At 42.2% G+C, this 26,169-nt stretch carries 26 protein-coding genes; 8 read left to right on the top strand and 18 right to left on the bottom strand.

Features of this window, described 5'->3' with window-relative positions:
* Positions 1-10: 10 nt before the first annotated feature.
* Together ACMXYO_RS07530 and ACMXYO_RS07525 are read left to right on the top strand one after the other, a co-directional pair.
* Complete coding sequence (locus ACMXYO_RS07530; protein WP_415887886.1) at positions 11-577, top strand: cytochrome b; 567 nt, start codon at positions 11-13, stop codon at positions 575-577.
* Positions 577-1,152: a YceI family protein gene (locus ACMXYO_RS07525; RefSeq protein ID WP_415887885.1), complete on the top strand. Its 576-nt coding sequence runs from the start codon at positions 577-579 to the stop codon at positions 1,150-1,152. Before ACMXYO_RS07530 ends, ACMXYO_RS07525 begins: the two co-directional genes overlap by 1 nt.
* Before the next feature lie 67 nt (positions 1,153-1,219).
* Here the strand turns inward: ACMXYO_RS07525 and ACMXYO_RS07520 are convergent, their stop codons facing one another.
* Positions 1,220-1,699, bottom strand: a complete 480-nt coding sequence (locus tag ACMXYO_RS07520; protein WP_415887884.1) for a DUF411 domain-containing protein — start codon at positions 1,697-1,699, stop codon at positions 1,220-1,222.
* Between the two features lie 368 nt (positions 1,700-2,067).
* Here ACMXYO_RS07520 and ACMXYO_RS07515 point away from each other — a divergent pair, with 368 nt between their 5' ends.
* The gene (locus ACMXYO_RS07515) at positions 2,068-2,526 is read left to right on the top strand and encodes a hypothetical protein (protein WP_415887883.1); all 459 of its coding nucleotides are present in this window, start codon (positions 2,068-2,070) and stop codon (positions 2,524-2,526) included.
* Positions 2,527-2,575: 49 nt separating this feature from the next.
* Here the strand turns inward: ACMXYO_RS07515 and ACMXYO_RS07510 are convergent, their stop codons facing one another.
* Positions 2,576-3,229 carry a TetR/AcrR family transcriptional regulator gene (locus ACMXYO_RS07510; RefSeq protein ID WP_415887882.1) on the bottom strand — a complete coding sequence of 218 codons (654 nt, stop codon included), beginning with the start codon at positions 3,227-3,229 and terminating at the stop codon, positions 2,576-2,578.
* 659 nt (positions 3,230-3,888) lie between these two features.
* Between ACMXYO_RS07510 and ACMXYO_RS07505 the strand changes: the two genes are divergently transcribed.
* Positions 3,889-4,689 carry a response regulator gene (locus ACMXYO_RS07505; protein ID WP_415887881.1) on the top strand — a complete coding sequence of 267 codons (801 nt, stop codon included), beginning with the start codon at positions 3,889-3,891 and terminating at the stop codon, positions 4,687-4,689.
* 61 nt (positions 4,690-4,750) lie between these two features.
* Here ACMXYO_RS07505 and ACMXYO_RS07500 read toward each other — a convergent pair whose 3' ends face one another.
* A complete protein-coding gene (locus ACMXYO_RS07500) occupies positions 4,751-6,550 on the bottom strand; it encodes a methyl-accepting chemotaxis protein (RefSeq protein WP_415887880.1) in 1,800 nt (599 codons plus the stop codon).
* Between the two features lie 166 nt (positions 6,551-6,716).
* Positions 6,717-7,418: a M48 family metallopeptidase gene (locus ACMXYO_RS07495; protein WP_415887879.1), complete on the bottom strand. Its 702-nt coding sequence runs from the start codon at positions 7,416-7,418 to the stop codon at positions 6,717-6,719.
* 62 nt (positions 7,419-7,480) lie between these two features.
* Here ACMXYO_RS07495 and ACMXYO_RS07490 point away from each other — a divergent pair, with 62 nt between their 5' ends.
* Positions 7,481-8,065, top strand: a complete 585-nt coding sequence (locus tag ACMXYO_RS07490) for a uracil-DNA glycosylase family protein (RefSeq protein ID WP_415887878.1) — start codon at positions 7,481-7,483, stop codon at positions 8,063-8,065.
* A 1-nt stretch (position 8,066) separates the two neighbouring features.
* On the opposite strand, the gene ACMXYO_RS07485 is transcribed toward ACMXYO_RS07490, so the two are convergent.
* From ACMXYO_RS07485 to ACMXYO_RS07465, 5 genes are all read right to left on the bottom strand, one after another.
* Entirely contained in the window at positions 8,067-10,052 is a 1,986-nt protein-coding gene (locus tag ACMXYO_RS07485; protein WP_415887877.1) for a transglutaminaseTgpA domain-containing protein, read from the bottom strand.
* Positions 10,030-11,010 (bottom strand): DUF58 domain-containing protein, encoded by a 981-nt coding sequence (locus ACMXYO_RS07480; RefSeq protein ID WP_415887876.1) that lies wholly within the window; start codon positions 11,008-11,010, stop codon positions 10,030-10,032. The genes ACMXYO_RS07485 and ACMXYO_RS07480 overlap by 23 nt, the downstream gene beginning before the upstream one ends.
* The gene (locus ACMXYO_RS07475) at positions 11,003-11,923 is read right to left on the bottom strand and encodes an AAA family ATPase (protein ID WP_415887875.1); all 921 of its coding nucleotides are present in this window, start codon (positions 11,921-11,923) and stop codon (positions 11,003-11,005) included. The genes ACMXYO_RS07480 and ACMXYO_RS07475 overlap by 8 nt, the downstream gene beginning before the upstream one ends.
* Positions 11,924-12,002: 79 nt before the next feature.
* The gene (locus ACMXYO_RS07470; protein ID WP_415887874.1) at positions 12,003-12,308 is read right to left on the bottom strand and encodes a hypothetical protein; all 306 of its coding nucleotides are present in this window, start codon (positions 12,306-12,308) and stop codon (positions 12,003-12,005) included.
* 178 nt (positions 12,309-12,486) lie between these two features.
* Positions 12,487-12,993 carry an FKBP-type peptidyl-prolyl cis-trans isomerase gene (locus ACMXYO_RS07465; RefSeq protein WP_415887873.1) on the bottom strand — a complete coding sequence of 169 codons (507 nt, stop codon included), beginning with the start codon at positions 12,991-12,993 and terminating at the stop codon, positions 12,487-12,489.
* A 289-nt stretch (positions 12,994-13,282) separates the two neighbouring features.
* Here ACMXYO_RS07465 and ACMXYO_RS07460 point away from each other — a divergent pair, with 289 nt between their 5' ends.
* Positions 13,283-13,558 (top strand): hypothetical protein, encoded by a 276-nt coding sequence (locus ACMXYO_RS07460; RefSeq protein WP_415887872.1) that lies wholly within the window; start codon positions 13,283-13,285, stop codon positions 13,556-13,558.
* A gap of 14 nt (positions 13,559-13,572) precedes the next feature.
* Here the strand turns inward: ACMXYO_RS07460 and ACMXYO_RS07455 are convergent, their stop codons facing one another.
* The 7 genes from ACMXYO_RS07455 to ACMXYO_RS07425 form a co-directional block, all read right to left on the bottom strand.
* Positions 13,573-14,346 carry a helix-turn-helix domain-containing protein gene (locus ACMXYO_RS07455; protein WP_415888082.1) on the bottom strand — a complete coding sequence of 258 codons (774 nt, stop codon included), beginning with the start codon at positions 14,344-14,346 and terminating at the stop codon, positions 13,573-13,575.
* Positions 14,347-15,166: 820 nt separating this feature from the next.
* The gene (locus ACMXYO_RS07450; RefSeq protein WP_415887871.1) at positions 15,167-15,643 is read right to left on the bottom strand and encodes a DUF2947 domain-containing protein; all 477 of its coding nucleotides are present in this window, start codon (positions 15,641-15,643) and stop codon (positions 15,167-15,169) included.
* An 83-nt stretch (positions 15,644-15,726) separates the two neighbouring features.
* Complete coding sequence (locus ACMXYO_RS07445) at positions 15,727-16,617, bottom strand: diguanylate cyclase (RefSeq protein ID WP_415887870.1); 891 nt, start codon at positions 16,615-16,617, stop codon at positions 15,727-15,729.
* Positions 16,618-16,772: 155 nt separating this feature from the next.
* The gene (locus ACMXYO_RS07440) at positions 16,773-17,930 is read right to left on the bottom strand and encodes a type III PLP-dependent enzyme (RefSeq protein WP_415881497.1); all 1,158 of its coding nucleotides are present in this window, start codon (positions 17,928-17,930) and stop codon (positions 16,773-16,775) included.
* Between the two features lie 120 nt (positions 17,931-18,050).
* Positions 18,051-18,653: a CBS domain-containing protein gene (locus tag ACMXYO_RS07435; protein ID WP_415887869.1), complete on the bottom strand. Its 603-nt coding sequence runs from the start codon at positions 18,651-18,653 to the stop codon at positions 18,051-18,053.
* A gap of 101 nt (positions 18,654-18,754) precedes the next feature.
* A complete protein-coding gene (locus ACMXYO_RS07430; protein WP_415887868.1) occupies positions 18,755-19,501 on the bottom strand; it encodes an FAD-binding oxidoreductase in 747 nt (248 codons plus the stop codon).
* Positions 19,502-19,637: 136 nt separating this feature from the next.
* Positions 19,638-19,940, bottom strand: a complete 303-nt coding sequence (locus ACMXYO_RS07425) for a hypothetical protein (protein WP_415881500.1) — start codon at positions 19,938-19,940, stop codon at positions 19,638-19,640.
* A gap of 139 nt (positions 19,941-20,079) precedes the next feature.
* On the opposite strand from ACMXYO_RS07425, the gene hrpB reads away from it, so the two are divergent.
* Positions 20,080-22,602 carry an ATP-dependent helicase HrpB gene (gene hrpB / locus ACMXYO_RS07420; protein WP_415887867.1) on the top strand — a complete coding sequence of 841 codons (2,523 nt, stop codon included), beginning with the start codon at positions 20,080-20,082 and terminating at the stop codon, positions 22,600-22,602.
* Positions 22,603-22,607: 5 nt separating this feature from the next.
* On the opposite strand, the gene ACMXYO_RS07415 is transcribed toward hrpB, so the two are convergent.
* Positions 22,608-23,525 (bottom strand): LysR family transcriptional regulator, encoded by a 918-nt coding sequence (locus ACMXYO_RS07415; RefSeq protein WP_415887866.1) that lies wholly within the window; start codon positions 23,523-23,525, stop codon positions 22,608-22,610.
* 149 nt (positions 23,526-23,674) lie between these two features.
* Here ACMXYO_RS07415 and ACMXYO_RS07410 point away from each other — a divergent pair, with 149 nt between their 5' ends.
* A complete protein-coding gene (locus ACMXYO_RS07410; protein ID WP_415887865.1) occupies positions 23,675-24,127 on the top strand; it encodes a carboxymuconolactone decarboxylase family protein in 453 nt (150 codons plus the stop codon).
* 43 nt (positions 24,128-24,170) lie between these two features.
* Here ACMXYO_RS07410 and ACMXYO_RS07405 read toward each other — a convergent pair whose 3' ends face one another.
* Entirely contained in the window at positions 24,171-26,102 is a 1,932-nt protein-coding gene (locus ACMXYO_RS07405) for an alkaline phosphatase D family protein (protein ID WP_415887864.1), read from the bottom strand.
* Positions 26,103-26,169: the final 67 nt, after the last annotated feature.

The raw sequence follows: 26,169 nt of genomic DNA, 5'->3' as shown, positions 1-26,169 counted from the left end.
ACTGAAGTAGATGCCATTTAACCGAAAAATTTTGAATGATAATGACAGCTATGGCTGGGGCCCAGTCCTACTTCATTGGTTCATTGCATTATCGGTTATTGGCCTTTATCCCCTCGGTTTATATATTGAAAGCTTGAGCTATTACGATCCCGAATACCGGACGGTGCCGATCTGGCATAAGAGTATCGGCATCCTGCTAGCAGGCTTGTTGATTACACGCATCTTGTGGCGTTTATTCAACCGCTCGCCAAAAGCACTGCCACAACCAAAGAAGATGGCAATTGCAGCAAAAGCTGCACATGTATTGCTCGAATTTTTGCTTCTACTTACCTTGTTCTCAGGCTACCTGATTTCTACCGCTGACGGTCGAGCTATAGAAGTTTTTACCTGGTTTAGTATTCCAGCACTACCCTTCGCAATGGAACAGCAGGAGGATATTGCAGGTGAGATTCACTTTTTGATAGCAACAACACTTATCGTGCTAGCAGCATTACATGCTTTCGCTGCAATAAAGCACCATTACATAGATAAAGACTTAACATTAAAGCGCATGCTAGCGCTACGCGAGGAACATTGATGAAATCTAAATTTATTAAAGGGTTGGCGCTAGCCTCTCTAATCACTACGTCACCTCTTTATGCTGCAGATTACGTTATTGATACAAAAGGTGCACACGCATCTATCCAATTCCGCATCAGCCACTTGGGTACTAGCTGGTTAACTGGCCGTTTCAACACATTCTCGGGTGAATTCAGCTACGATGCTGCTAACCCAGCTGCATCTAAAGTAAATGTTGATATTGATGTTAATTCGTTTGACTCTAACCACGCTGAACGTGATAAGCATATCCGTGGTGATGAATATCTAGACGTAGCTAAGCACCCTAAAGCGTCTTTTGTTAGCTCTTCATACACACCAAATGAAGATGGCAGCGGCGTAATGAAAGGCATACTGACACTTTACGGAACAAGCAAAGAGATCTTTATAGACGTGAAAAAAGTAGGCGAAGGCAAAGACCCTTGGGGCGACTACCGCGCAGGCTTCGAAGGCACTACAGAGATCCAACCTAAAGATTTTGGCATGAACTACCAGCTAGGCCCTGCAGCTGAAACTGTATACCTAGAACTTCACATCGAAGGTATTCGGAAGTAATTTCGATTTCATCTAAAAACAAAAAAGGCGAACACTATGGTTCGCCTTTTTATATTCAATACTGGATTTAGTAATCCGCATATTCCGAATAAACGCTAACTTCGTTTTTCTCTGAAACTGCATAGACTTCAAAATCGTCCTTTCGAGCACCTTCCATATCCATACCCGGGCCACCTGATGGCATGCCTGGCACAGTCAACAAACGGATATTATCGGAATTATCAGCCAATAACTTTTTAATATCTTGCGCTGGCACATGACCTTCAACCACCAAGCCATTTACTACACCTGTATGACAAGACGCACCTTGAGCAGGCACACCCAGTCGTTGTTTGATCGGTGAAACATCATGCATTTCTATGCTATTTACTTTGAAATTGTGTTGCTCTAAGTGAGTAATCCAACCCTTGCAGCAACCACAGGTCGGGCTATGGTAGACATCAATTTCATAGCTTTGATCAGTTTTTCCCTCTTCCCAATATGGGTCCGCTGCGAAAACAGGCATACATAAAATAGCGGAAACGAAACCAATAATTAACTTTTTCATTCAACAGCCTCTACAATTAGTCCTAATATTTTATAGGTAGCTTTGGAATAGGGCCATACGATTGTATTCAAGTCGTTACAGAACGCTAAACTCAATCTGTTTAAATGCACTGGAGTTAAAATTAAAGCTGATATTTGTAGGCTGACTATCCACTTAAGCCATGCACCATAAAAACATCGAAGCCTATTAACTTATATCATGACACTCAGTAATCATTACATCTGGTATAAGCAGTTTGAATTACGAACAAATTTCCGCAGAGCATTTGATAATGCCGATCAACTTACACGACTTTTGTCCTGCTTTTCACGCTTGCAAATAATCACCTTTAAAGCGAGACTCATGCCTGATTATTGAGAGGTATAAGCGTGGACAAATCTGATTCTATATATCACTGGGACAAAGAATTCTTTGAGAAAAAGTTATCACTACTAACAAACTGTCAATTAGGGTTTGTTGGCGCAGCGCTGATGCTAATGATGATGAATCTTTCCAAGATCTATCTTCTTGCTCCACTCGGTATAGGCTTGATCCTAGCTAGCTGGTACAAACACCACCTAGAGCAAACCAAAGAACAAATGAAAAATATGTCTGTAGAGATCGCGCCTAAATCCATTTTGTTCAAAGTGCCTTCTGAAGAGACAGAGAAGCGCGTAACTTTTCGCGAGATCGAAGAGATTAACCAACACAAAGAGAACATGGTGCAGATCATCACTCTTTACCTTAAAACTGATGAAGACAAGATTGAGATCAAAGCGCTTAAAGACAGTGACAGGTTTGTTGCAACTTTGAAAGAGCAAATAACTGAGCAACTTTCAAATCAATAAATTGATGTAATTGACCTTGTAGAAATCACTACAAGGTCACTATTCTTAACTAGGAACAGATAGAAGAAACTGGCGTCGGCGGAGCCTGAACGACCTCCCAACGTTTATCTGTTTGTTCTTTAATTTCTAACAATTCCTCAAGTGAGGATCGACAGGTGCGCCAATAATTCCTAACACTAACTAAGTCCTCCGAAACATAAAAGCGCATCATTAAACCAGCTTGAATGGTAGCAATCATCTGAACTGCATTCTGCAATGATGCTGTTGAGTACCCACTACACAATTTCTGAAGTACATGTAACCGCTGCAAAGAAATATCATCTTGCAATTGACGCAATAACACTCGAATCTGCTGATTAAAAGTAGTCGATGAAACATATCCGAACAACGCTCGCGCTGTCTCATCATGGGTAATCAAGCAATCAAAAAATTCTGCCTCTAAACGATCTAAAAACTCTTCTTTCGTTTTCGGAGCTTGGTAACTTTGCAATGATAGGAGCAACTTACTGGAAAGTAACTGGAGCACCTCAATTTCTACTTCCGCCATTGTGCGAAAGTGATGATAGAGCCCACCTTTGCTAACCCCTGCCTCTGCTATTAACCTGCCCGCCGTTAGCGCTTGTAATCCATCTTCACTGATGATGCGAATTGCAGCATTAAGAATCAAACTCTTAGTTAGATCGGCGTTTCCATTTGGGCACATTATTCTGACCTTTTTTTGCTTGGAACACATGAGATAAAAAACTGATACTACTGAGCTTCGTTTACCTCTCTTTTCCTATGCTACGCCTCTACCTATACAAACAACATCAAAACATAAGCATTTGCTGATTTAGATCAAGCAGCATTCACACATCAATTTTGGACGAATATCGATAAATCAATAGCAAAAAAGAACTCGCCTTTAATACTCCGAGGATTTGAAACAGTACTGGAACGTGACCTTAGATAATATCAGAATATTTAACCTTTAATTTCAGCTGGTTACATTAACAGCCTACACAGCTTTACACTTCCAAGTTCATCAAACTCATGTACCTAGAATTTAACCAAAACACAATCAAAGTTACCTATTTTGTGACAAAATCATTCATAAAGAAAATTAATAAGTTCAATTATTAATTAACAGTCATTCAAGTTGACTAAAATTCAAACAAAGAAACAAAATTCTACTTATAATAAATAGTTATTTGTATAAACAGCCCGCCCTTTCAAGATCGAGCATTCAAAAACTTGTAGTTTTAATGGTAGAAAGAACTATTCACCACTTTTCTGTTAGGGTTATCTCTGTCATGATCTAAACTTTAGGTAAATACCCTCCCTTAGCGACGTCCGCTAAGTTACCTGTCAATGGATTAGGATATGGAATTAAGTAGTATATATGTCACTGTAATTGAGCCATCTAAGGTTCAGCGCAACATTATCATTGGCCATCTAAACAGTTTCGGTATAAACCATGTAGAAGAATTTTCCGAAGCCAAACCGGCCCTTGAGCACATGCTTTCTTCCCCGCCCGATTTGGTTCTTTCGTCCATGCATCTACCAGATATGACTGGTACAGACCTTGTAACACAAATGCGCGGATTAGGTGCTTTAGAACATATCACCTTCCTCTTAATCTCTTCTGAAACTCATTACCGCTATCTCGAACCTATTCGCCAAGCGGGTGCGATTGCTATTCTGCCAAAGCCGTTTAGCCGAGAAGAGATGGGAATGGCACTTAGAAGTACGCTAGATTACATAACAGACTTTGAAGGGGACAGTGATAGAGAAGAATACGATGCGCTCAGGGTATTAATTGTTGATGACAGCAAGTTATCCCGCAACTACATCAAGCAAATGCTGGATTCTCTATCTATTCATTCAGTCGATACTGCAAAAGATGGCTCTGAAGCTCTTGAGTTTATCTCTAACGGCAGCCGGTATGATTTGATCATTACTGACTACAATATGCCAAATGTCGACGGAAAAGAGCTCGTAGAGCATATTAGAAGCCATAGCGAACAACCAACGGTTCCTATTTTGATGGTGACAAGTGAGCAAAACGAGAGTCGATTAGCCGCCGTACAAAGCGCTGGCGTTTCTGCTATCTGCAGTAAGCCCCTTTCTTACGACACAGTAAAACAGCTCGTGGAACAGCTTGTTACAGAGTACGACATGTAAGAAGCAAAAGTAGACATAAAAAAACGCGGTATTTACCGCGTTTTTTTATGTCTCTGATAACTTAGCCTTTATCATCAAGCAAGTTTTCTGGCGCAAAGCCCATTATCAAAGCCCCCCAATGCTGACCATTGATATACAGAGGAATCGATAGGTCATTCAAGATTTCTCCTGTATCACGGATAAAGGTCTGCAGCAGGAATGGAGCTGTAGAAGATGCTCGGCGAACTTCTGCGCGGTTACCTGCAAAGATTCGACGGTTACGGCTCTTCAAGTTATCTACCTCAAAATTACCCGTAATGCGCTCCGAAACTTTGGTATGGTGAGCTGCAGCGTAACCATTACGATCGACTGCAATGGCATAGATAAACTCAGAACGCTGATTAATAAAGCCATCAAACAGCGGACGCATCATCGCCTCATATTGATCAGCATAGCTGGTATCGTATTTCTCCGGCATCTGGCCATCGTTTGTGCGCACGTAGTTAGTATCAAACATGTTACAACCGCGATTGCTTAGCTCTTCCAGTGCATCTTGAACCTGCTGGCTCCACTGGCGACCGGTTTGAATCATACCCTCAAAACCACCGTAACCAATGATAAAGCGAGACAGCAGTTCCTGTGTTTCTTCAGTAGAGTGCTCAAGCTCTTCAGAAAAACGACGAGATTGCTCTATTTCTCCATGCATCGATGTAGAAATATTGGTAATTTCGGATACATGATTGTGTGATTCACGGTTTGTATAAGCCAGCTCATCAATTGCTGCACTTATACTACTTAGCTGACTGTTTAACTCTTCAAAATCGCTTACTAGCCCATGGAACTGATCGTTGGTGCTACCAATAAACTCTTCTGTAGAGCCAACATACTCCAGAATTGTCGAAGCACTGTTTCGCGTACTACCTACTAATGAAGACATCTGACTTATGTTCTGATCAATCTCACTAGTAGCTGTACTTACTTTCTGAGATAAGTTACGTACTTCATCAGCTACTACCGAGAATCCGCGACCAGCTTCACCTGCTCGAGCAGCTTCAATCGACGCGTTAAGTGCCAATAAGTTAGTTTGATCTGAGAAATCCTTAACCATACCAAGGATCTCTGTGATATTACGGGAATTAATCTCAAGCTGATGAACTGTTTCTTGGAAATCAGTCACCTGCTTCCTAATCGCTTCAACCTGATTTTGTACACGCCCTAGTTCGTTACTTGAAGTACGAATCTCTTCAAGGTTGCGCGTATTTCGCTCCGATATCTCAAGGGTGCTACCTGCAATATTATCAATGGCCTGAGTTGCTTCTTGAGATGATTGGAAAACTTTCTGCGCCTGTTCCTCTTGTTCGGAGGCAGAACCTTGGGCTTCAATGAGAACCTTTTGCAAGCGGGTCGAGCTAAGCGCAACGCTCACACTACGACGACGACTTTCAGCAATCATTGCCTTAAGGCTAGATGAGAAACCATTGTAACTTTCTGCCATCTCAGAGATCTCATCGTGAGTATACTCAGGTAGAGTTGCAGAAATATCCCCATCCTTATCTTTAATTGCCTTCAAAATATCAGTCATTTCATTTATTGGACGCAGGAATAGATGGCGCATAAAGAATATGGTGCCAATACCTGTAATAAGAGCAAATCCAACCGTAAGCGCACCATAAAAGCTAAAAGAGTCCAAATGAGACTGAATTAGCTCTACAGGCACAGCAGAAGCCTCAACTCCTGAGAGACCGTGCTCAAGCTTCTCAAAATGGTAATAACCAATGATCAATAAAACGATGTGGGGTAAAAGTAAGAATAAAACATTACCTAAGATCTTCTTAGTTAATGTATTGAATAAGGATTTCTCGATACTCTTGTATAGGCTCATTTTTGCTCTCATTATTTTTATAGCTGCCTGTGCCATCTCAATTGGCGAATAGTGCTAAAACTCATTTTCCAAACAGCTTAGACTATTTAAATAGCTATGCATTATTTGTTAACACTATGAAAACGCTTCAAAAATAACACAACCTTCCATCAATTCAAACAAACAGCTACCAAAGTACCCATGCATTTTTGGTTTGTAGGTAGGAACGCATAACTTTCCAATCTGGACAGTACTTCTCAACTAGCGCCCAAAATTCAGGGCTGTGATTTAGATGAGTCAGGTGTGATAACTCATGAATAACCACATAATCTATAACATTTTTATCTGCAAATACTAGTCGCCAGTTAAAGGTTATTTCGCCTCGTGCAGAGCAGCTGCCCCATCTTCGCTTAAAATCTTTAAATTTCAATGAATTATATTGAACACCTTTCTTTTGAGCCCAATACAAAATTCGCTCAGAAATAAGTTTTTCTGCCTGCTCTTTGAACCATTTTTTTAAATAAGTCTCAACGCGCTCTGAATCACTCTTCCTACTAGATCGACGTTTTCCCACAATCACTAATAGCTTGTCACCTTCCAATACTACATCCCAGCGCTTTCCGTCACACCAATCAAGAAAATATTCATTACCTAAGAATGGAAACGGAGCACCCTTTTCCGTTTTCAAACAAAACATCTTTAGGTTTTGTGACATAACTGCCTGTTGATGAGAGATCCAAACCTGTTTTTTAGCAACCCAATCTTCTATCCACTGATCAGTTACCCATAGCGGAACACGAATTGATACCCCGTATTCATCTACCTGAATAGCTGCAGTTTTTCTGCGTGCACTTCTAATTATTTTGTACTGCTCTATAGTTTCATTCATTAGGGCACGACTGTTTGTTAAGGAAAGATGCTAAATACTTTATTGCAAACTGGGGTATAAAATTGATCCAACTTCTCGATCTGGTAAGAAACTGTAGACTCTGTGAAAAAGCACTCCTTTTAGGGCCTCGCCCAGTAGCTCAAGCTTCTGCTGATTCCAAGCTTCTAATTATCGGCCAAGCCCCAGGTAGCAAAGTTCATCAGTCAGGCATCCCTTGGGACGACCCCAGCGGTGATAGATTACGAGAATGGCTAAGATTAGACAAAGAAACTTTTTACGATGCTAACAAAATTGCAATCATGTCTATGGGTTTTTGCTATCCAGGTAAAGGACAATCAGGTGATAACCCACCGAGGTTCGAATGCGCCCCTACTTGGTACGAGCTCCTATTGAATGAGATGCCTTCCATCCAATTAACTCTTTTAATCGGACACTATGCTCAGCGTTATTACCTAAAGCAGATTGAAGCCTTAGCAGATTACAAAACTCTAACCGAGCGCGTTAAAAACGCAGACAAAGCCCCTACCCATTTATTACCTTTACCTCATCCCTCACCTAGAAATCAGATTTGGTTGAAGAAAAACCCATGGTTTGAAACAGAAACACTGCCGCTGTTAAGAAAAAGATTAACGATGATCGATCTTTAATTCATCTGAATGACACTAAGCACTGATCTACAGATTTTGAAAATTCTGCAACAGACGGACCATCATCTTTAACTGCATATTTTACACACTCATATTGCAGCGAGATCTGCCGACAAATATCTTCCAGATCAGGACGTACGTTAGCTAATCTTGCACAGTAATCCCCTACAGTTTCTCCTTTAGATCTCTGCAACCCATTTGACTTCAGACCATTAGATAAACGAGTAATATTCGAGTCAAAAGGATCCTTAGGAGGAGCGGCACTAGAACGCACCATAAAAAACATAGTGATTGTTATCACTACAGCAAACGGAATCAATAGAAACAGAACTAATCGCCATGCCGTAACTTCGCCTAACAGATCACGAAGAAGGTCTATCTGGCGATGGTGGTAGTGTAAAACCCAACGTTGCCAAGCATAATTAAACCCTTCAATTCTCAATCTTAATTCTGATAAAAAACCATCGCCCTTAATTCCTAAGCTTTGCACAGGGCTCTCATTTAAGAACTCTGGTTCTCTTGAGAAAACTTCGCTAGAAGCCTCTTCAATTCGATCGGGCGAGACTGCTGCTGTTGGATCAATCCGCACCCAACCCTTATTCGGAAGCCATGCTTCCACCCAAGCATGAGCATCATACTGCCTTACTAATAGATAATTTTCATAATGATTCCACTCTCCGCCTTGATAGCCAGTGACAATCCTTGCTGGAATACCCACCGAACGAAGCATAAATGCCGTAGCAGTTGAGTAATGGCCACAGAACCCCCTTTGTGTTTTGAAAAGAAAATCATCCACTGTATCCACCCCCAATGGTGGCGGAGAGAGTGTGTAGGTAAAATTCTTATTGAAAAATTGAAGTATTCGCTGAATAAACGCCTCTTCTGTACCGGTTTCTCGCCACCATTGTCGAGCCAATTCCATTGTCTCAGAATTGCCTTCTGGCAGATAAAGTTCTCGAGTAAAGCTCTGATAGCTTCGTTCAGAACCTATAGACAAAGCAGGCCGTGCATCTAAAGAAAATTGTTTCCGCTGAATCAATGGGCGACGTGTTTCTAATACTCGACCAGCACGAAATTCTAATTCCCTTGGGCTTTCATGAACATAATCGAGCGCTGGAACATAAGTGGCCTGAGTCGGCTCAAGTATAAGTTCGTAACTTATCTTTGCACCTGAACGCTCAGATTCAATCGCTTTATCTCGATTTACCAAACTACTTTCTTGGTTACTCCAACTACGACCATCAAAGTCATGAAGAACAATCGCACGCCAATATAAGCTTGATTGCGGTGGTTTTATTCCTTCAAATGCCGCCCTAAAAGCCACCTCGGCAGAGCGAGTCAATCGTGTGATATTGCCTGGGGCCATAGTGTCAGACAAACCGGTTTTAGCCACACTTTTATCAAAACTAATCTGCCAGAGTGGATCTATTCTCGGCATACCCATAAATAAAACGATCATTAATGGAAACACTGGTATAAACATCAAGCAGGTTCGTTTAAACGGCAGATAAAATGGCACCGCACGATGAATATGTATCGCTTGCAAAGCAGTACTTATCACCAACAAACAGAATAATGTATAAATTGCCATCCATATCGTTTGCGTGAAAAGAAAAATAGATGCGGCGATAAGATATGCCACATAGAGAACAATCAAAGCGTCACGCCGCTTGTAGATTTCCAATAGTTTTAATGAGAAGGCAACAACTAATAACGATACTGTAGAGCTAATCCCCCCTCCCTCTTGGTAACTGAGCAGAACAGATAAACCTGCAACAAAGACCAAAACAGATTTAAACCATTTGGCAGGGAAAGACCAACGACCAACAAAGACCATAACTCGCCAGCTTAAAGTGAAGAGAACAATACCTGGCACCCAAACTGGTAGGTGACTGATGTGCGGTAGAACAACCACAAACACACTAATCAGTTGCCATAACAATGCTGTACGGCTCAGCTGTTGGTTATGCATGGCCAGTGTCGCCATTCGCCCCTCCAAATACAGCCAATAACGTTAACACCCTCTCTAAATGATCAGGGCCCGATGACGGTTCGATTCTTTTATTGGGTAACATCAAACCAAAATCGATTCCTTGATGCTCTAATTGGATCGCCCAGTAGCAGATCACACTCAATCTGTGCTCCATAGGCAGATCTGACCAAGACTCCCAATTCAACCAAACCTGTCTGCTTTGCTGGCCAACATAGCGTTTAACCAACAAGCCTCGCCCCTGAGCAAACTGCTTCCAAGCAATATGCTTAGTGGACTGTCCGGGCTGATATTCTTCCAAACCAAAGAAATCATCACCCGCCCTTTTATCACCGGATTGGCTGTCTTGATCACCACTATTCAGGTCAGGTCTTGGACCTTTTTGAGGTTTTGGGAAAACAACAATATCTAAATCTAGCTCAATCCAACTCCAAGCCCTTAGCAAACCAAATGGATAGTTGGTTTCTATCTTTAATGGACCCGGCTTCAAACGCCCTCGCGTATGAGTAGACAGATTAAGCTCTACTTCACACTCATGTTCCTTCTCTAAATGAATAGTCTCTTCAGGCTGCTCCTTCCAATTGAGCTGTATACTTTCATAGTTCCGTTCCTGTTCAGATTCAAGAAGCACCGAAAGGTAGGTAGAATCACCAGCAAAGCAGTTCTTACCTTTAAGTGCAGTAATCCTCAAACCAGATAGGTTTAAAAAAGTAAAATGTATGGTTAGCACTCCAAGTCCTACCAACATATAAGCTACTGCATGGATAAGGTTGTTCTGATAATTAGTAGCAATAAAGAACAACAGAACGCAAAGAAAGAGAAAGCTCCAACCCGAAGCGGTTGGAAAGATATAGATACGTTTTTGATTTAAAAGAATGGAATGACCTTTAGGCCGCCTTGCACTGACAACTTTATCAACCCATGCTTGAAACCGACCACCTAATTTCTCAGCCAACCACGTCAACCTCACTCAGTAATTTACGAACCAGCGCAGCACCACTCTGATCCATATAATCTTCTGATGAACGTAAGCGATGCGCAAATACAGGTCCTAGCAAAGATTGTATATCTTCAGGAATCACATACTCTCTGCCACTAATATAGGCCCAGGTTTTAGCGGTATTTAGTAACGCCAAACTGCCACGCGGAGATATACCATATTCAAACTCTGTTGACTCTCGACTGTACTTAACCAGCCTCTGTATATAGTCCAGCACACTACCTGATACAGAAACCTGAGCACACTCATCACGAATCTGATCAAGTTCATTAAGTTCGAGCTGCTCTTGAAGGTCGGGGATCTTCTTACGAGCATCACCACCCAACAAAAGCTCCCTTTCAGCTTCTAATGAAGGGTAGCCAAGATGGATGCGCATTAAAAAACGATCTAATTGAGATTCAGGAAGTGGAAAAGTACCGTATTGGGAAATGGGGTTTTGGGTAGCAATGACAAAGAAAGGTTGCGGTAATTCATAACTATACCCCTCAACCGTAACCTGCCTCTCCTCCATTGCCTCCAGCAGTGCACTTTGCGTTTTTGGCGTTGTGCGATTGATCTCATCTGCTAATAAAAGCTGGGAAAAAACAGGCCCTTTGTGGAAAACAAACTGACCATTAGCAGAATCAAAAATTGATGCCCCCAATATATCAGCGGGCAACATATCACTAGTAAATTGAATTCTTTGGTAATCAAGCCCAAGCACTTTAGCCAAAGCATGGGATAAAGTCGTTTTTCCCATACCGGGCAGATCTTCAATTAACAGATGCCCCCCTGTAATCAGACAGGTTAGCGCCTGCCTGATTTGAACTTCCTTCCCATATAAAACTTGGCCAACAGCCTCAACAATTTGATCTAGCTTTTCGCGCATCAACAACTAACTCCATATCCCTGAGTAATTACTATGCCAGTTTGGTTTAGCTCCTGCACGGGCTTATCTTATCTTGCTGTTAAAATTTAAGCGGGATTGAATCTTGATGATAATCCGCAAAATCAGAACGACACGCTTCATCATGAGTCTCAATCTGCACAAGGTTTGCCTCATGGATACCTGCTTTAAGGCAGATATCGTAACCTTCTTTTACATTGTGACAGGTAACAACTTTTCCTTCCTGATCTTTTATCAACTCTTTCTGTAAATGATCATGATCGTCGAATTCCACCTCGATAACCATAGGACCACACCCAGACTCGATAAAATTAACACCCTTAATTCGTGCCTGCTGCTTTAGCATACCCATCTGCTCTATGTTCATAAAAAACCTCCAGAACCATGCTTACGGATAATTTAAGTACAGTTAATCATTGTACGTAACACCGAAACATTTAGATTAATAATAGTCAAAGATCAGGTATTACGAAGCCTAGAGAAATTAGATAGACACAAAAAAGCCCGGTATAAACCGGGCTTTTAGAACCTAAAGACCGAACATATTAGTTACAGCAAGAATCACCACTATCACAGCAGCTTTCACCACCTTCGTGTACGTGACCATGCGATAGCTCTTCTTCAGTCGCTTCACGAACATTAGTCACTTCGACATTAAAAGTCAGTGTTTGTCCCGCAAGAGGATGATTACCATCCAGAATGACACCATCTTTCTCAATAGCCATAACCGTTACTGGCTGCTGCCCCCAAGGCGCTTCTGCCATAAATTGCATACCAACTTGAATATCATCAATACCTTCGAAGTTAGCTCGATCAACTTTCTGTACTAGTTCTTCACGCACATCACCATAACCCTCTTCAGGTGACACAACCACATCAAGCTTATCACCCACAGTTTTTCCAATTAGCGCTTTTTCCAAACCTGGAACAATATTGTTTGCACCACAAACGAATGGTAATGGCTCTTGGCCTTGCGAAGAGTCTAGAACGTTACCCTCTTCGTTTTTCAGTGTGTAGTGAATGTAGCCAACTAGATTTTCAGCAATTTGCATACAGAGAATTCTCTATTTTGAGGGGATGTATTTAATCTGCAAACTAACTTAATACTGCAATAAACCATCACCCTGATTAGGATTTGGGAACCTTGCTTAAGGCCCAACAATAAGTAAACACTTAGATAAACCAATCATACCGATTGCACCAAAATGCTGCTAGTTCTGGCTATCTGTCCTGCAAAGAAATTACATCATGACTAGAAAATAGGAATTTTTCTTAACTTCAAATCCAAATCCCTGTGCTAATTTGTAACTATTGATAGCCTTATCATGGAGGATCAAGCTAATGGAAAAGGCATGTACGCTATGTTACAGCCTTGTATTGCATCACAAACCTCACTCTGCACTGAAGAAGATTAGTGAATTGAAAGGTAGTGAGTTGTATAAATGCTGTTGCTGTTACGCCTACTTACACAGGTATGACAACGAGTGGGAAATCGTCAGTGGTGGAGACTTTAGCGGCAAGCCTGCCGATCAGGTTGCAGTCGAGAGCCAAAATCAAGCCTCAGAATACGAAAACGAGAGTCCAAGCTTCGGTAAACGCATAAGCTATCAACCTTGATTGATAGCTTATGGTTACAAAAGCCCTACTTCATACAAAATAGCAACGAGCTGAGTTTTATTACGCGCACCAAACACGCGCTTAGCTCGAGTAATATGATATGTAATCCCTTCCTCAGTTAATGCTAGCTTATCAGCAATTCTTTTTACGGCCATACCTTCAGCTGTCATCTGAATAATCTGACGACAGGTATGCGATAACAGTTCCTGCTTAAGGAAAGGGTTTTGCTCTTTCTCACACACGACCTGCAGTAATGAATGATATCGAGCCAAAATCGGTACTAACCACTCCTTGACCGAATCGAAAAACTCTTGGAACTCATCTGCTGGCAGACTATGAAAAAGGCCAAAATAATGAAACCAATAATTATCACTAACGCCTGCCATAGGCACATAAACACGAGACGATATATTATTCTGTTTCCAAAACGATTCGACCTGCGAGCCAACACCACCATCTGTACTCTTAACCACTAGCGGCGAACGTGCTTCCGGAAGTTGTTTCCATAAAGGATCTGCTTGAGCAATATCCTGATAATAAGCTTTTACTACAGCATCCGGCAGGGAACCGACAATATCAAAACCATTTTCCCACCGCTGCTTCTGATGGTCAGACAAACCTTCAATATGCTGACGCGTCAGCACTGAGTACGTGAAGGAAGTAAAACCAAGCTGACATAGTAACTCATCCAGTTCCTGTAACAGCCTATCCCATGTGCATTCAATAGCTAACACTGTTTTCTCTTGAAGTGCTGGCTGTTGTTTTAGCTGTAGAATCAGGCTTTCCATATCTTGCACTAAAACACTCCGTTGAAAAGTGAGTCCTGATACCTTTAGGGGAGATAATTTCTTTTAAAGATAAACACCCAAAAGGTATGACCAAATTACATAAATTCAAACAAAAGGGGTAAAAATATAAACTAACCTATGACTCCTAAAAACATAGATTCCCCAAACCATATGTTAATGATAAGCGTATTCCAAAATGGAAGAAGTACCAAAAAATATAGTATCTAGGGTGTTTTTCACACTTAGGTCAATTTTTCATGGACTAAAGCCTTAGACTCATTGAATTCTTTGCCTTTCAGCTGATTTAAAATTCTCTAATACTGTACTAAATCAGTCTGATATATCTTACAAAATCAGAACTTTAGTACTACTACCGACCTCTTATTGCTTACATTTTGTAAGGAATAAAGCAGTGATAAGTAGACATATAAAGAGCTTATTTTTGACATATAGAGATATAAAATTCAAACAAAGATTTGTAAAAGCAAACAAACCTTAAGCCAAATCAAATTACAAATTTATTACATCGCATTCTTTTAGATTTTTAATTAAAATACGACTTTTTTTAAAATATATTTTGCATATTTATCTATAGATACTGAACATTCACTAAACAATATTGCAGTTGATTTCCATTTAGATTATGCGTCAGAATGACGAGTTCTAGTGAGCAATAATTACTTATTAGTCTCATAACAAATAAACGCGCACAAAAAAAACCATACTCTAGGCACGGCCAGTCGAAAAAATTTATTTGGATTAGAAGGGTTAGAAGCACGATCCACAAAGATCGCACTCCTCATATTCGAAGTTAAATGAATTAGGTACGAATACCTAGGCGATAGCTACCATTGTCGAAGAATTGAGCAACCTGTTTGCGTTTTCGGCCCAGTAATACAGGCCCATTGTCGAAAAAAAGAAAGTTCTTCCAATTCCGACGGAATACGCCCCACTTTGTCTCAATGATGTGATCACTTTGATAACAGAAATACACAGTGATGTTGTCATCCCATTCAGCTAGATGAGTCGACAGCAGCTCAGGCATCTCATTAGATTGGGAATCCCATGCACTCTGCCAAAAATCTTTCTCTGACCAGTTTTTATCTTTGGCTGCCCAATCACCCTCTCCGAAGTGTTCTGGATGAGAACAGCCTCGACTCACATGCTCTGACCAAATCTGCTCCGCACGACTTTCCGTCAAAGGATTGATCTGCGCAAGATCTTCTTCAGAAACAGGCAAGTCCCTGTGACGAAAGATCCAAGCCTTGGTGTACTCTTCCAACGGAATATATTTCATTGTTTACTCAAAATTTTCTAAGATTCACAGAAAAAGAAAAAGGGAGCTGAATAGCTCCCTTTTTAAAAGAAAGCGGACTATGGTTATCCTTCACCTTCAACACGGTTACAACCGCTTTGCTTAGCTACGAATAGGTTCTCGTTGGCGCGTCTAAGCATGTTATCTGGATCATCTTCCAGACCATCTAGTGCAGAAACACCAACACTTACTGTAAATTTAACATCACCAGCTGCGTACGGGATTTCCATCTCTTCCATCAACTTACGTACGCGATTACCTGCTGCCATTCCTTGTTCATGGTTGGTTTCCGGCATAAACATCACAAACTGATCGTCACCATAACGCGCTAGGAAGTCTGAAGTACGTTTCATCCCATGAATAGAGGTAACTAACTGTTGAAGTACCTGATCACCACAATCCCAAGAATATTTATCGTTCAGGTCGCTAAAATTATCAACATCAATAACCATTAGACTACAGACCCAGTCATATCGCTGAGCTTGTGCGATAGCCTGCTCTAATACAGGTCTCAGAGCTCGGCGGTTATAAGCACCCGTTAAAGGATCACGTTGAGCCTGATTGGTAACTTGCCTCTCAAGCCTTCTCTGAGCAGAGATATCTCGAAAAACCGCTACAACCTCATTACCAGCAGCCGAACACCGAAGTTCCATCCATTTTGTTTCACTTAAACCTTGGTCTTTCAACACAGGTACGTGTTCAGGTCTTAACTGAATGTAAGTCTTAATCGCTGTATTCTTCTCAATAGACTTAACCCCAGCAGCAGTAATATTACCGCTAATATCAGCAGGGAAAATATCTTCGAGTTTACGTCCCATGATCGCATCGGCATCCAACCAACCTGCGTCACCTGCAGAACACGCCATGATCAAACCTGTTGGTTCAAGTACCATCACTACATCCGCTGTTGCTTCCAGAACAGCACCATAGCGAGCTTGAATCTGTTTATCCGACATCCACTACTCTCCACTCAACCAGACGATAAAAATTGGCATACCAAAAAGATAGCTGTTTGAGGCAGGATGAACAACCTGTTTTGAAGTTTTTATGCGCAGAAGCTTGATTCAAAAAGGATATTTTTAGTCGCAGTACCGAAATACTGCGACCAAGATTACAAAATATAGTAATCCAGAGGGGGGAAACCGTTAAACTCGATCGAGCTATAACTGGTGGTGTAAGCACCGGTAGAGAACCAATAGATATGATCACCGATCTCTAGAGATAGCGGCAACTCATATTTATGCTGCTCATACATGATATCTAGACTATCACAGGTAGGGCCGGCAAGAATCACCTCCTCTTCAGGCCCTGACTTTGAAGTAGATAGCGGATATTTAATCGCCTCACCCAAAGTTTCAATCAAACCGTTAAACATCCCTACATCGGTATAGACCCAACGTTCCAACGCTGTAGAAGATTTTCGAGAGATCAACACCACTTCTGATACGATGATTCCAGCATCGCCAACCAACGAGCGGCCAGGCTCAAGGATAATTCTTGGTAGCTCTTCACCAAAATCTTCTTTTAGAAAGCGCGTAATCTCTTCCGCATAGGTTTCAAATTCATTGGTCTTCTGTAAATAGGTCGCAGGAAAACCACCGCCCATATTAATCATTTGCAAACGGATGCCATGCTCTTCAACCAAACGCTCAAAGATCACTTTGACCTTAGCAATCGCACCATCCCAAACATCGATATCACGCTGTTGAGAACCCACATGGAAGGAAACCCCATAAGGGTTTAAACCCAAATCTCGAGCCAATACAGCAAGCTCAATTGCCATTTCTGGGTTACAGCCAAACTTACGTGACAAAGGCCAATCAGCACCTTCTGAGCCATCAGTGAGCACACGGATATAGATATCTGAACCTGGCGCATACTCCGCTATATTGCGTAGATCGGCCTCAGAGTCGGTCGCAAACAGGCGTACACCGTGATCATAGAAGTATTTAATTGCAGAGCACTTCTTAATCGTATTTCCGTAGCTTATACGCTCTGGCGCAACATCAAATTGCAGTACTTTATCTAACTCCTGCGGGGAAGCGATATCAAAGCTAGCCCCCTCTTTCACTAATAGCTCAATCACCTCATTAGCGGGGTTTGCTTTTACTGCGTAATACACATCAGCTTTAGGAAACCCCTTACTCAATTCAGCAAAACGAGTTTCGATAACTGAAAGGTCTAAAGCTAAAAAAGGTGTAGGTTTAGTCTGAGTTAATGCTTCTAATTTATTAGGAACATCGGGACTAAATTGGTTTGGTAAAATCATGCGCCATTGCACCACACAATTGGGTTAGACAAAGTACTCTAGCAGTGCCTAGTACAGTAAAGGCGCGAAGTATAGTCAGTAATAGAATTCCAAGTCCAGCATTAGATTTATGCTTTAAAACTAAGCCCCTTCACCACTACGAATCACCCGTTCTATTTCCGCAAAGCTTTTAGATTCGTACATCACATCAAAGCCAATTTTCAGGCGCCTTGAGATATCACTTGCCGAGATTATCCCTCTAATTCTCAGGACTCCAGCTGAACTTTCATCAATCACCACTACATGCTGATCTCCCGAACCTTTAAGGGTCAACATGATGTCCCCTACCCGCGCATCTTTAAGTTGCTCGTAGGTAAGCGCATTCATGTTCAGTTTACTCAACATAATATGTCGTACTTGAACCTGATCTCGACTGACCCCATCACGTTGCATGAAAGCCATCACTTTTCGACCTGCTGCATCTGACGCCGTAATAATGCCGGTAAAATTATCTTGGTTATCCAAAACAAAGAGCAGCCGAACATGCTGGCTCTTCATGTATTCAAGCGCTTCCTGGATTGGCAAAGATTCTGGAACTGTAATAGGTTTTACTTCAGTAAAGTCGGTGAATACTTCAAATGCTGGACTATATAAATTCGCAGGAGCGGCTGTTTTTTCTGGCGATATAATGTAATCAATATCAGTCGTCGTTTGTAAACGAATATGCCGAAATTCTTGAAGCATGATCATCCCTCTCTGATTTACCACTTTAATCAGAATAGTACATAACTTCCGTTTTACCGTGCTCTAGACGACGCACATTAGCTATTCAATGCAAAAGCCCTTCAAAGTAGCGAGAACTGGTACTTCTCACGCTTAAGGTTATCAGGCTTAAATCCCTGCTGATCAAAGTGCTTTACAGCTTGGTCAATCATGTCCGGGTGACCACATAGATAAACCACATCATTCTCAGGATTAGCATCCAAATCGGCATAACAATTAGACACATAGCCAATCTGTTCGTTAACAGACAAATCAATATTTTCCTCACGACTATAGCAGGCTAGAAACTTAGCATTAGTAGTTAACCGCGTAAATTCCAAGAACTCATCTGCATAGAGTAATTCTTCTCTATTTCTCACACCTTGTATGAAAATCACTTCTAATTCAGGATGTTCAGCAATGCGCTTTCGAAGCTCCGGCAACATAGATCTGAACGGCGTCACTCCCGCACCTGTGGCAATAAAGATAAATCTTTTAGGTGAGGCTTTGGGTAAGATCAAGTTGCCAAAAGGCCCATTAACCGCAACTTTACTGCCTATCTCATCAGCTTTGAAGTATTCACTAGCAGCACCATCAGGCACCAACGTAATAACAAATGTCAGCAACTGATTATCGGCTGTTGGACAATCCCCATTTGCCACACTGTAACTTCTCGCCTTTGTCTGCCCTTGGTAGGTGAACTCAATCGAAAAGAATTGACCGGGGATATAACGAATCGGATCTTCGCCCTTGTAAGTTAATTCAATCGAGCGAGGTGTTAGATAACGCTTTTCTACGAGGATTAACTCTACTCTGTTATTACTCAACATGTCTCAACCCAGACTCATATAGATGTATTTAATATACATTTAAAGACAGCAATGGTCAAAAGACGTTCAAAATAATTTAAATGACTTAAACAAAAAAAGCAGCCTATTGGCTGCTTTTGAAAAATCTTAGAATGGTTTAATAACCTAGTTCACTTGGATCGATCACAACACCTAAGGAACGCTTATCAACAAAATTGCCTTTGCTGGTTTCTTTATAACGGAAGGTAACTTTCTTACCTAGCTCAATTTCTAGATCTTTATCTGGAGACATATAAGAGTACTCCTCACCGTCTACTGTGATCACATGAATGTAGTACGGCGGCATGCCAACCCACTCAACATGAGGACCATCGGTGACAACCTTTTCCAGTACACCACGACCAGAAAGTTTAGGAGTTTTTTTGTAGCCGCCTCTGCGACCTTTAAAATTACCCGCCATTAAGGCTCCTTACAACTAAGAACAACATCGGCAAAAAAATTATTGCTCCATCATTGTAGCTTTACTACTTGTCAGAGCCAAACCCTTATAGAAAAACTGTTAAACTTTATGCTGATTATTTTTTCAGAGTGTCGAAGCCTTGCTACCAATCATTTCCGTTTTACCCGAATTAACTCAAGCGCTTAACGATCAAAATGAAGCGGTTCTGGAAGCACCTCCTGGTGCAGGTAAAACTACGCAAGTCCCCCTCTCATTACTTAAAGAGAGTTGGCTGAGTAATCAAAAGATTCTCATGCTAGAACCAAGGCGTTTAGCAGCCAAAGCTGCCGCCGAACGTATGGCACAGATGCTCAATGAAAAAGCGGGTCAGACCGTCGGTTATAGAGTTAGACTCGATACCTGTATCAGCGAACATACCCGAATAGAAATTGTGACTGAAGGCATCTTAACCCGCATGTTACAAACGGACCCTAGTCTTGAGGGCTACGGCATTGTTATTTTCGATGAATTTCATGAACGTAGTTTAGATGCAGATTTAGGCTTAGCCCTAACACTAGAAGCTAGAGAATACTTCCGTGAAGAAACTGCGCTGAAGATCTTAGTGATGTCCGCTACGTTGGATGGCGAAAAAACCGCCAAGCTGCTGGGTGATGCGCCAATTGTAACCAGTTCGGGCCGTAGTTACCCAGTTAAACCTTTCTATTGTGGTGAACCCTCTCAAGGTGAATGGCTAGAACACAAGGCGGTTAAGACCGTCACCCTAGCGCTAGCCGAGCAAACCGGCAGTATTTTATGCTTCTTACCCGGTATGCGAGAGATTCGTAAAGTCGAAGAGTTACTTAACGAGCAGCTCTCACAAACAGAGAAAAACACTATTGCTATCGCGCCGCTCTATGGCGATCTAACATTGGAAGAACAGCGTAAGGCCATAAATCCGTGTGATGAAGGTAAACGCAAAATCGTTCTAGCAACAAACATTGCTGAGACCAGCTTAACCATCCAAGGCGTAGAGGTCGTAATCGACTCTGGTTTAACACGTGTCGCCAAATATGATCCTAACTCTGCAATGACGCGTCTACATACGCGCCGAATTTCCTCAGCCTCTGCCACGCAACGTGCTGGCCGTGCGGGTCGATTATCCCCTGGCGTATGTTACCGATTGTGGAGTGAAGGACAGCAAAAGCAACTTAGCGCATTCGATAGTCCAGAAATAGCACAAGCCGATCTGACAGCTCTGGCGTTACAGCTAGCTAGCTGGGGCACCACCGATACAAACGATCTTAATTGGCTTGACCAACCACCAGCAGGCTCATTCCAACAAGCTCAAACCCTACTTACTCAATTAGGCGCGCTCAACTCACAGAAGCAAACAACTGCCCACGGTCAGCTTATGGCTGAGTTTCCTGCACATCCAAGACTCAGCCATATGCTTATCAAAGGTTCAGCTTGGGGCTTAGCCGACAAAGCCTGTCGTATCGCAGCGCTCTTAATGGAACGCGACCCTTTTAGAAATGAAGGTGCAGATATCAACAGCCGCCTCGAATGGCTAGCAACCAAACCGAGTTTTCAGAAAGGCATCTGGCATCGTATCAAAAAACAGGAACAGCATTACCATCGAATGCTCTCAAAACTAGATATTCCAAGCGAAGCTTCAGGAAATAAGATTCCAGATCACGAACAAGCAGCTGTTTTGCTCGCGCTTGCATATCCTGACCGTATCGCACAGCAACGCCAGAACAGTACCATTTATAAGCTCAATAATGGACGTGCGGCTAACTTCTACGATCAAGATAGACTAAGCCAATATCCATGGATAACCGTTGTAACCCTACAAGGAAAACAAAACCAAACGAACGACCAGATCCAACTGGCTGCGCCTCTGAATTCTGAGTGGATTGAACAATTCATTCCTGAGCTGATTCAACAGCATGAAGTGATCGAATGGGACAAATCCCAAGATCGAATCTGTGCCGAACAACAACAGCGAATCGGCACGCTCGTTTGGGAATCCGCCCCTTTAGAAAGCCCTTCACCTGAGGCAGTAAAAGCAGCGATCATCAATCAAATAAGGAAACGCGGTTTATCCCTTTTACCTTGGAATGATGATATTCAGGCATGGCGTCAGCGCGTGATATTTCTGCACCAAGCAGTCCAAAAACAATCACAAGATCAATGGCCAGATCTAAGCGACAACTGGTTGCTCGACAATCTTGAAGAATGGCTGACACCTTATTTGGATAACATCACACAACTAAAGCAGTTGAAGAAAATCAATCTAAGCAGCGTGCTACAAGCGATGCTCCCTTGGCCCCTACCTCAGAAGTTAGATGAGTTAGCACCTGAACGATTTACCGTACCTTCAGGCTCAAAGATCAGAATCGATTACAGCCAAAATCCACCTGTTTTAGCAGTAAAACTGCAAGAGATGTTTGGCTGTACCCAAACACCTAAAGTTGCCAATCATGTAGCGCTACAGCTTCATCTACTCTCCCCCGCGCGAAGACCGCTACAGGTCACTCAGGACTTAGGAAGCTTCTGGCACAATGCCTACAAAGATGTGCAGAAAGATATGAAAGGCCGATATCCAAAACATCCTTGGCCAGACAACCCGTTAGAAGCGATCGCAACTGCTAAAACCAAACGTGCTGCGCAAAAGGCTTAAACGCCTTAATCTGATATGTGTTCGACTAGAAAATCGATAAAACTACGGACACTCGGCTTGAGATATCGACTGCCTTGATAGATCGCATAGATATCTCCGCTACCCTGCTCATAAAGCGATGGCGTCCACTCAGACATACACTCAATCAGGCGCCCATCGCTCAGATGCTCTTCCACCATCCATCTAGCAATCAATAAAATGCCGGTCCCTGCGATAGTCGCCTCAACCAGAGGCGAACCGCCTTTAGAGGATAAGTTACCGGTTACCAGAACCTTTTTGTTTTTCTGAAGAGAGCTCTGAGAAGAGCTCTGTTTAGAATTAAAATGCCAATAACAGCGCTGCCTACCTTGATTCAATAACAAGCAATTATGATCTGAAAGGTCACTCGGTTCTGAGGGCGATCCAAATACATCTAAATAATTAGGTGATGCACATATCACCATTCGGTTCTCTAGTAGTTTACGCGCACGTAAATCTGAGTCCTCTGGCTTACCAATTCTAATACCGATATCGAACGTACTGCTTTTCAGATCGACCAGTTGGTTATCCAGCTCAATCTGTACATTCACTTCTGGGAATCGCTTGAGAAATGCTGGAATTATTGGCGAAACCTTTTGCCTGCCAAAACTCTCAAAAACAGAGATTTTTAGCTCCCCTTTAGGTTCCGCATTTGCATCTTTAACGGAACTGACTAAATCATCGGCATCCGCTAAAAGTAAATTAGCACGTTCAAACAGCTGTTGACCGTGTTCAGTCAGAGACAAAGATCGAGTACTGCGCTTAAAAAGCGCAACGCCTAATTCAGCTTCTAATTTATCAATACTTCTCGTAGCCGAGGATGGCGCGATATTCAGCGCTTTGGCTGTTTTAGAAAAACTCCCCAAATTAGCCACCTGAATAAATATCCGTAGTAACTCAAGCATCTTTTCTTACCCTGTCTGCACACCTTAATTATCCAGCCATAACTTTTGCAAAATACGCAAAAGTGTCCCGCGTTTATAACAGATTCTAAATATTCATGCTTAGCGCCAAAATAATCACATCATTCAACGTTATTGATTAGGATTGAAACATGCTACAGAGAATAGACTTTGTTAAGTCACACACCTCAGCATTTAACACTATGTTACAGATGGAGAATTACCTCTCAGATATAAGCATCGGTTATAAGTTGAAAGGATTGATCAAAATACGGGCATCCATGCTAAACGAATGTGCATTCTGCATCGAGATGCATACAAGCCAAGCACGAGCAAAAGGCGAATCAGAACAACGTATTTATGCGCTATCTGCGTGGAGAAAATCGAAGCTATTTAACGAAGAGGAAAGAATTGCTCTTGCCCTTACCGAAGAGATTACTTTAACCAATCCACAAGACCTAAGCGATCAAACTTACCAGCAAGGACTAGAGCAATTTGGTGAGAAAGGTTTTGTGGAAATCATCATGCAAATCACTGCAATCAACGCATGGAATAGAATTGCGATTGCAACAAGAATGGAAAAAGCTCAGATGGAGAATAGATAAATAGTTAACGGGAGCAATCTATCAAGCATTGCTCCCGTTATCGTTAAGAACGCGACTTAGGCTTTCTGTAAGGAAAACTTATATCACCACCTTGGGCCTTGAGCACAGTCACTTCAGTAGGCTCACCAACCTGATTTAACTTAACCAGTCCGACGCCACTGCCATTAAATACCCTTTTAGCCGGCATACCTTCTGGGATGCGCGAACGAATCTGCATCCGTCTTCGCTTGGTAAACCAGTTAAGCGGTGAACGACTGCCATAGAGCCATCGGTTCATTTTGTCGAAGAGATTCAACAAAGCATGTGGGAACTCATTCTTTAAGCCACTGCAGGTGATTTGCCAGATATCTGGACTGTTTTTCCGGAAACGAATCTTGATGTCATAAGCAAAGGAGTAATGCACATCACCTGACAAAATTACAAAATTCTGCGGTGTCTTAGGATGCCTGAAGATATTAAGGATCACATTCGCCGAACCTGCATGAGCCATCCAGTTTTCGGCATCCACCATCAGCGCATGGCCAAAGTAGGTAAAGATCCGCTGAACTGTCTCAATGAGCTTCATACCAAAAATTGGTGCGGGTGAAACCAACAACACAGCGTCTTCACCGATCAGTTCTTGCTGCAGCTCAGACAGTGCTTCCCAATCCATCAATCCTGAAGGTTTAGCCCCACTACTTTCCGACCACCAGCGACGAGTGCGGGTATCCAAAACCACCAGTTTGGGTGACGTGTTAAGACAGTAACTCCAAGCTTCAAATTCAAGTACCTGAGTAATCAGATCATTCCTAACTGCCCCTCTGTCTGCAATCGCATCTTGCTGAATAAGATCCATCCATTGCTGAGGGAATTTATCAGGGGCATTGCCCCAGCCCTGACAGAGCCAATAACCGAGTAGCGCATTACCGATAATGCTTCTGGAAAACGGATGACTATAAGCCGCTTCTTCCCAACCTCGGGTTAGGTTCCAATCATCAGTAATATCATGATCATCAAAAATCATATAAACCGGAATTTGAGCCAACGCGCGCTGAACGTCAGGTAAACCGTTAACAAATAGATCGATCTCTCTCTGTTCATCTAAGTAGCGATCAATATATTTATCTGAAACTTCGCCTGCGTTTAGTGAGATATGACGCCAAAGCTGTGGTGACCAGACCAAGAAATACATCGCCAACATCTCAGCCAATGTAATCAGATGATTATGTGCCGTATCCGCAGTAAATATCGGTTTCTCTGCTCCGGCAAAAAAACGATCAGCTAAATCTTGCCCTGCAGGTGTTTGCGGTAGCAGCTCCTCGCGTTCGTAATAACAATGCTCACTTTTATACAGTTCGGCGCTGTTCTTTACCGTGGCTCCCTCTATCAGCTCAGGCGCTAAACCGAGTAGATCTAGCGTCTGATGTATGGCCGATAACATTGGCCCTGCGACATCATCCGCATAGATCTGATCACCCGACATCATCAAAAGCGCAGGACGAGATTCAATATCATCTTTTGAACTTTCTAATACCTGATCGACGCGAAGCAATGCATCTTCGGATGCATAATGAGGTTTACGACAAGAACCATGCAGCACCTGATCAAGCTTAGTTTTTAGGGCGAACTTAGGCCTCTCTTCACCTGGATAGACCAGATGGGGCAACAAGCTTTTTAAATTCTGAATTTCACCCCGAACTTCACACTCAAGATCATAAGAAAACCAAGTATCAGTGGAGAGGGAGTGTTCTGGCCGATACTCAATTAAATTGATAAAAGCAGATTTACCCACCTGAATAGACTGATTAATCGAGGCACTATCTATCTGGGTAACTAGTTCCTGCTCCTGATAAAAATGGAAAGAGCCTTTTAAGGGCTCAGAGGTGACCAACCATAAAGCAATTTGGTCAGGCGTAACTTTTCGCAGCAAAGGCCCTGCAATAATATAAGGCAACAACGCATTCTGTTTATCAAATATGCCTAAAGCGTTCGTCATCGTTGATTCGAATCCATCTTTTACTAACTAAACCTAACTCGCCTACAGTCTAGCGACCTTTTGACTG

This window comes from Neptuniibacter sp. QD37_6 (assembly GCF_047778085.1).
Lineage (GTDB): Bacteria > Pseudomonadota > Gammaproteobacteria > Pseudomonadales > Balneatricaceae > Neptuniibacter.
The sequence above is the reverse complement of the archived record's forward strand: the minus strand, read 5'-3'. Positions and strand labels throughout refer to the sequence as shown.